Genomic DNA, 6,439 nt, shown 5'->3' on the forward strand with positions numbered 1-6,439 from the left:
AAATAAAAAACCCACGAATCTCGTGGGTTTTTTATTTTTTAGAATTAAGACTTTGTCATTCTGAATTTAATTCAGAATCTGAAGCGAGTTCAGATTGACAAGATTGCACTTACAAATGGGTTTTTATCAACTAAATCACTGCTTGCTCCAGTCCACTCTATCTCCAGCCGCTAGCGTCCATTTGTCGCTGAGTCCGGCATTCACTTCCAGTACATATTTGGCAGGCGCTTCTGAAGGGAGCGAAGTTTGATCGAGTGGTTTAGCATTCTTCTGTATGCTTACCACTTCGTTATCGGCATTGATGAAGATGATGTCAATTGAAAATTCCGTGTTCTTCATGTAGAATGACCTGGGCGTCTCATTTTCAAAAATGAACAGCATTCCTCGGTTGTCTTGCATGCTTTTACGGTACATGAGTCCCGTTTGTGTTTCGTATTCACCTTCTGCGATCTCTATGTCGATGGTAGCGATCAGCGAGTCGGATTCGGCTTTCATCAACTTCAACTCTCCTTCTTTCTTGAAGGTCACTTCCTTGGTAATTGACTCTACCTTCTTGTTCTCGTTACAGCTTTCAGTAGTAAATAAGAGGCCCAGAGCCAGGGCGCTTATCAAGATTCTTTTCATGGGGTAAACGTCTTATTTTTCGATTTCATTAAAATATAGATCCCGGCAATGATAAACGGTATGCTTAATAACTGACCCGTATTGAGAATCCATTCTTCTCTGCCCGGCACCTGTACTTCCTTGAAGAATTCCACGATCAGACGGGTGGAAAATAAGAGGATGAGGAACCAGCCGAAAATAAATCCGGGATGCTGTTTTTTATTTGTCTTCCAATAAATGTACCAAAGCACAAGGAATGTGATAACATATCCGAAAGCTTCATAGAGCTGAGCAGGATGTCGGAATGGAATGGATGCCAGTATTTCAGCGAACTGAGGATCGCCTGCAATCGCATTATAGGCTTCGTTCGGGTTCTTTAAACCAGTTAAGCGCATTGCTGTCTCCGGATGCATGTCGTCTGCATTCCGAACGAGACGGACTCCCAACGGGAAATCACCCGATGGTCTTCCAACGATCTCGGAATTCATAAAATTACCCAAACGCACGAAGGCACCACCTATTGCTACAGTGATAACTACCCTGTCGAAGATCCACAATACAGGGTATTGAAGTTTCTTTCGGTTAAAATAGATTAGTGCTATGATTATTCCGATGGCCGCTCCATGACTCGCCAATCCCCTGAAGCCGGTAAATTCAAATTCGGGGACCGTCCTTATTGGCAAGAACACCGAGATCGGATCTTCCAGGAACAATTCAGCTTCATAGAAAATCACATGTCCAAGACGTGCCCCCAAGAGGATGGCAACCACCATAAAAATGAAGAGACTGTCCAGTTTTTCCATTGGGATCTTCTCGTTCTTGAAGAATCGTTTCATGATGAACCACCCAATAACAAAGGCGATCACGTAAGAAAGACTGTAAAAACGAATCATGAAAAACCCAAGGTCGATTCCTTCGATAGGATTCCAGGTGAAAGTCAGGAATTGCATATTCAGAAATTAGAAAAGGTTGCGTAAAGATAGAAAAGCATGACTGAACGAATGTTAAATATTTCTTTTCTTTTCTGAACCGGGAACAGGGTCGTAACCACTACCTCCCCACGGATTACAACTTAGAATTCTCTTGGTCGCCAACCAGCCACCTTTGAACAATCCGTGCAGCTGTAACGCCTCAATAGTGTAGTGCGAACAGGTAGGAGTATACCGGCAAGTAGAAGGAAATAAAGGCGAAATATATCGCTGATAGCCACGAATCAGGAGTACGAACGGGTATATCAGGATTTTTTTCAATGACAAAAGTTTCGAGTTTAAAGATTTTATGATTTCGGACTTCCGACTTTCAACTCAAAGAATAAGTCGTTCCTTCTTTCCCATCCTTAAGCTGGATACCAACTTCTTTCAGCTCATCGCGTATCTTGTCGCTGGTCTCAAAGTCTTTGTTCGCCCTGGCTTTGTTCCTTAGATCTATCAATAGTTCGATAGCGCCGGAGAGCTTCCCGGAGTCATTGTTTCCTTCTGAAGAGATATCCAATAGTCCGAGCACATCGAAGATGAATCCGTGCATAGTAGCCTTGAGCAATTCAAGGTCTGCTTCGGAAATAGTTGCTTTTCCTTCCTTCACTGCGTTTACATGCTTGGCCGCTTCAAATAGTTGGGCAATGAGGATCGGACTGTTAAAATCGTCGTTCATTGCATCGTAGCAGGACTTCCTCCATGCGGCTACGTCGAAAGTACTTTCTGAAGCAGTAGGCAGGTTTCTAAGGTTTCGGTATGCATCCATCAACCTGTTATATCCTTTTTCTGAAGCCTCCAGTGCATCGTTAGAGAAATCGAGAATACTTCGGTAGTGCGCCTGGTACATGAAAAATTTGGCTACGATAGGGGAAAAGGCCTTGCTTAAAACGTCGTTTTCTCCCGAAAACAATTCATTAGGCAGGATGTTGTTTCCCGTAGACTTTGCCATTTTCTTACCGTTCAAAGTAAGCATGTTGGCATGCATCCAATAGTTTACCGGACTCTCGTGATTGCAGGCCTCTGCCTGGGCGATCTCACACTCGTGGTGAGGGAATTTCAGGTCCATTCCACCTCCGTGGATATCGAATTTGTTCCCAAGGTATTTGGTGCTCATGGCTGTACACTCGAGGTGCCAGCCCGGAAATCCGTCGCTCCAGGGTGATGGCCAGCGCATAATATGCTGTGGTTCCGCCTTCTTCCATAGTGCAAAGTCCTGGGGATTCTTCTTCTCGCTCTGAGCAGCTAGTTCACGGGTATTTGTGATCATTTCTTCCAGCTGACGCCCGCTCAGTTTACCGTATTCATTGTCTTCATTGAATTTCAGCACATCAAAGTACACAGAACCGTTTTTTTCGTAACCATATCCTTCTTCAATGATTTTCTCTACAATTCGGATCTGTTCGATAATATGACCGGTAGCAGTGGGTTCGATGCTTGGAGGGAATGCGTTGAAACGCGACATAACGTTGTGAAAGTCCACCGAATACTTTTGAACAACTTCCATAGGCTCAAGCTGCTCGATTCGTGCTTTTCTAAGAATCGGATCCTCGCCACTCTCACCATCGTTTTCGAGGTGCCCGGCATCGGTGATATTCCGCACATAGCGAACCTTGAACCCAAGGTGTTTCAGGTATCTGTAAACCAAATCGAACGAAAGAAAGGTCCTGCAATTACCCATGTGAACATTACTGTATACGGTAGGTCCACAGACATACATACCAACGGCACCGTCGTGAATAGGAGTGAATTTTTCTTTCTTTTTTGAAAGAGAATTGTAGATGAACAATTCCTGTTGTTCGTATAATTTCATTTCAGATGGTTTCACTTTAGGTGAAAATAGTTGTGGAATCTTACCCTTAGAATTCAGTCTCTAATTTAATATAATCCAGGAAATCCCTTCGTACTTCAGGATCTTTAAATTTCCCGCCAAATTCACTGGTTACAGTACTGCTATCAATATCGCGAATTCCCCTTGAATTCACGCATAAATGCTTGGCGTCGATCACACAGGCTACATCTTCGGTTTTTAGTATCTTCTGAAGTTCCTTAACCACCTGCATCGTCAATCTTTCCTGTACCTGAGGTCGTTTCGCGAAATAATCCACGATACGGTTCATTTTGGAAAGGCCAACGACAGTTCCGTTAGATATATATGCAATATGGGCTTTTCCAACGATAGGAAGTAAATGGTGTTCGCAGGTAGAGTAGAGGGTGATGTTCTTCTCAACCAGCATTTCACCATATTTGTATTTATTCTCGAAGGTGGAAGCTTTCGGCTTGCGTTCTGGATGTAATCCTGCAAACAATTCCTGAACGAACATCTTTGCTACTCTGGTAGGCGTTCCTTTCAAGCTGTCATCAGTAAGGTCCAGCCCCAGAGTTTGCATGATATTTTTGATATCTTCTTTGATCCTGGCGATCTTTTCGATATCGCTTAACTCAAAGGCATCATCTCGCATGGGAGTATCCGTCGAGCTGCCCACATGATCATTGCCCATTGCTTCAGTTTCTTTGAGTTGTTTCTCCAAATCCATTCGGTTTAAATTTAAACGAAGTGCAAAGATACATATTCGTCGATTGCTATGAAAAAGCCAGTTCAGCTATTTTCAGTCGATTAAAATAACAATTTCCTAAATTTTTCTTAATTTTCGCCCACATACCCCTAATCCTATGAAGAAGTCTTACCCCACAAAACTGCTTACGCTTCTCGCGATACTATTTCTCTCGTTAAACGCTACTGCCCAAGGGCCCGGTTCCCTGTTCGTTGATGCAGGTCCGGATGTACTTGCCGACTGTGCCAACGGAGGATGTGCCGATATTACGGCAACCTTTCTGGAAACATTCGATACTTCAGGATTAACCTATACCGTTAATTCTATTCCCTACAACCCACCATTCCCATTCAACGGACTGGCCAACTCCCTGAATCCGAATATCGACGACGCATGGTCTGGTGTGGATACTTTACCATTTGATTTTTGTTTCTTCGGAAACCTGGAGACCCAGTTCCAGGTGGGTTCTAATGGGGTGATTCGATTCGATGTAGATCCCGGAGACACTTCCAACGGCTGGTCTTTTACGGAAAACCTGCCTAACAATACCAATCCAACATTGGGCGAAGCCAATGTATTCACCCCCGGACATGATATCGATCCAAGTGTATCCACAACGGAGGAAATTGCTTATGAGGTATTAGGCACCTTTCCAAATAGGGTTCTGGTGGTTTCGTATTTCGAAGTTCCGATGTACTCCGGAACATGTAACAGTTTGCTGGCAACACATATGGCGGTGTTCTATGAATTCAGCAATGTTATTGAAATATATATGCAGGATAAACCTTCCTGTCCGTCCTGGAATAGTGGAAACGCCGCTTTAGGAATTCAGAATGATGCCGGCGATACCGCCTATGTTCCTCCCGGAAGGAATACTTCGGATTCACCCTGGACGGCTACGAATGAAGCATGGAGCTTCTCTCCGGATGGCCCACCTACTTACGTTTTCGGATGGTATGATAGTATGGGTACTTTTATTTCCAACAGCCCGACCATAAATGTTTGTGTCTCAGGGACAGAGACCTTCGAAGCGCGTGTTACATGGACAAATACCTGTAATGGTGAAGTGGTAACCTTGTCGGATTTTGTAGATGTTACTTCAAACGCACCTTTCACCATCGATCTTGGGCCGGATGTAGCTACTTGCAATCAAAGTGATATTACACTGGATGCAGACCCAGGTATTCCAGGGCTTTCATACGAATGGTTCATAAATGGTGTGTCTCAGGGACCTTCCACTATTAACGATAATACGTTCACTGTAACAGCTCCAAATTCCGCCACAGTGTCTGTTGAGGTTTTCGATCCTGCTGACCCTACTTGCATAACCGGAGACTCCGTACAAATTGATTTCCTGGTACAGCCTGCAGCATTTCCGCCGGACGATTTGTTCCAATGCGATGACGGTGTGAATATGGGTATTTTCGATCTCACAGTCAATGACGCCGTTGTGATTGGCGGTCAAAACCCTGCACTTTTTAATATAACATACCACAATTCCTTGTTGGAGGCGAATACTGGTGCCAATCCTATAGCCACACCAACTGCCTATATGATCGTGACGCCTCCTATAGAAACAGTTTGGGTGCGAATTGAAGATTTAACAGGCACTTGTTTTGAAGTGGAAGAGTTCCTTATCCAGTTTCAATCGGCGATGGCGGGACCCATGACCGATATCGTGGTGTGTGATGATGACGCTAATGGAATAGTTACTTTAGATTTAGTATTACTGAAAAATCCTGAAGCTTTAGGAGCACAGAGTCCGTCGTTATTTTCGGTTTCATATCACCCCACCCAGGGAGATGCCGATGCAAATACGAATGCGCATCCTAATCCATACGATGCTACGGCACCTTCTGAAACAATCTACGTTCGCGTAGAAAATAATGCAACTCCGGCTTGTTATGCAACCGATAGTTTTGTAGTGGATATTTTCGAAGTTCCTCCGGTAATTATTCCTACTCCTTTGGAAGTGTGTGATGAAATACCGAATGATGGTTTTGCTGAATTTGATCTTACCTCTAAAGATGCCGAGATAACAGGAGGTAATCCGAATGCTTCGGTAACCTACCATTTAAGTTTTATGAGTGCTCAGGCGGCAACTTTCCCCCTTGCTAGCCCGTATACGAATGCAACAGCGGGTTTCCAGACGGTATTTGCACGTGTTGAAAACATAAATAATCCCGATTGCTTCGACATTGTTCCCTTGGATCTACAGGTGAACGATTCTCCTGCCATCACGGATCCTATTTCGGATTATTTCCTTTGCGACAATGACCAGGATGGTATTGAGGTATTTGATCTAACGAC

5 protein-coding genes and 1 pseudogene are annotated in these 6,439 nt (G+C 44.0%); 1 reads left to right on the forward strand and 5 read right to left on the reverse strand.

Features of this window, described 5'->3' with window-relative positions; translation table 11 throughout:
* Positions 1 to 135: 135 nt before the first annotated feature.
* The 5 genes from J1N09_RS14110 to folE are packed head-to-tail and all read right to left on the reverse strand — an operon-like array spanning position 136 to position 4,111.
* A complete protein-coding gene (locus J1N09_RS14110; protein ID WP_265200891.1) occupies positions 136 to 624 on the reverse strand; it encodes a DUF192 domain-containing protein in 489 nt (162 codons plus the stop codon).
* The gene (gene lgt, locus J1N09_RS14115; RefSeq protein WP_265200892.1) at positions 621 to 1,553 is read right to left on the reverse strand and encodes a prolipoprotein diacylglyceryl transferase; all 933 of its coding nucleotides are present in this window, start codon (positions 1,551 to 1,553) and stop codon (positions 621 to 623) included. The genes J1N09_RS14110 and lgt overlap by 4 nt, the downstream gene beginning before the upstream one ends.
* 54 nt (positions 1,554 to 1,607) lie before the next feature.
* Positions 1,608 to 1,853: a membrane protein insertion efficiency factor YidD gene (gene yidD / locus J1N09_RS14120; RefSeq protein ID WP_265200893.1), complete on the reverse strand. Its 246-nt coding sequence runs from the start codon at positions 1,851 to 1,853 to the stop codon at positions 1,608 to 1,610.
* Positions 1,854 to 1,902: 49 nt separating this feature from the next.
* Positions 1,903 to 3,387, reverse strand: coding sequence for a cysteine--tRNA ligase (gene cysS, locus J1N09_RS14125; protein WP_265200895.1), 1,485 nt, complete (start codon positions 3,385 to 3,387; stop codon positions 1,903 to 1,905).
* A 46-nt stretch (positions 3,388 to 3,433) separates the two neighbouring features.
* Positions 3,434 to 4,111, reverse strand: coding sequence for a GTP cyclohydrolase I FolE (gene folE / locus J1N09_RS14130; protein WP_265200896.1), 678 nt, complete (start codon positions 4,109 to 4,111; stop codon positions 3,434 to 3,436).
* A gap of 136 nt (positions 4,112 to 4,247) precedes the next feature.
* Here folE and J1N09_RS14135 point away from each other — a divergent pair.
* Positions 4,248 to 6,439: pseudogene (locus tag J1N09_RS14135) on the forward strand (hypothetical protein); the annotation flags it as partial.

It is taken from the genome of Aureitalea sp. L0-47 (genome assembly GCF_026126405.1).
Classification (GTDB): Bacteria; Bacteroidota; Bacteroidia; order Flavobacteriales; family Flavobacteriaceae; genus Pukyongia.

Bases quoted from the DNA above. Each gene is read 5' to 3' on its own strand.
- J1N09_RS14110 (WP_265200891.1), bottom strand. From the start codon at position 624: ATGAAAAGAATCTTGATAAGCGCCCTGGCTCTGGGCCTCTTATTTACT.
- lgt (WP_265200892.1), bottom strand. From the start codon at position 1,553: ATGCAATTCCTGACTTTCACCTGGAATCCTATCGAAGGAATCGACCTT.
- cysS (WP_265200895.1), bottom strand. From the start codon at position 3,387: ATGAAATTATACGAACAACAGGAATTGTTCATCTACAATTCTCTTTCA.
- folE (WP_265200896.1), bottom strand. From the start codon at position 4,111: ATGGATTTGGAGAAACAACTCAAAGAAACTGAAGCAATGGGCAATGAT.